At 68.3% G+C, this 603-nt stretch carries 1 protein-coding gene; it reads left to right on the top strand.

Annotated elements, in window-relative coordinates; all coding sequences use genetic code 11:
- The coding region (gene waaC, locus ACU8YC_RS25635) for a lipopolysaccharide heptosyltransferase I (protein ID WP_446896056.1) at nt 1-603 on the top strand (603 nt) is incomplete at both ends.

Genomic DNA, 603 nt, shown 5'->3' with positions numbered 1-603 from the left:
GTAGCGATTCGTCGCTGGCGCAAGCACCCGCTGCAGACCCTGCGCAACGGTGAATGGCAGCGCTTCAAGGCACGCCTGCGGGAAGGCCGTTACGACCTGGTGATCGACGCCCAGGGCTTGCTGAAGAGTGCCTGGCTGACCCGCTACGTCAAGGCCCCGGTCGCCGGATTGGACCGGGAGTCTGCGCGTGAGCCCATTGCCGCACGCTTCTATGACCGATGCTACGCAGTGCCGCGTGACCAGCACGCGCTGGAACGGGTGCGTCAGCTGTTCGCCCAGGCGCTCGCGTATCCGCTGCCGCAGGATGTCGCCGACTACGGGCTCGATCGCGAGCAGATGGCGGCGCCCAGCGACCAGCCCTACCTGCTGTTTCTGCACGGCACCACCTGGCCGAGCAAGCACTGGCCGGAAGCCTACTGGCGCGAGCTGGCCGAGCGCATGAGCGATTTCGGCTGGGCGATCCGCCTGCCGTGGGGCAATGCCGAGGAGAAGGCGCGGGCCGAACGCATCGTCAGCGGCATAGCCAACGCCGCGGTGCTGCCGAAGCTCAATCTTGCCGGTGTCGCCCGGGTTATCGCCGGTGCGCGCGCCTGCGTCGCGGTG

This window comes from Citrobacter sp. VF227, from assembly GCF_052950715.1.
The sequence above is the reverse complement of the archived record's forward strand: the minus strand, read 5'-3'. Positions and strand labels throughout refer to the sequence as shown.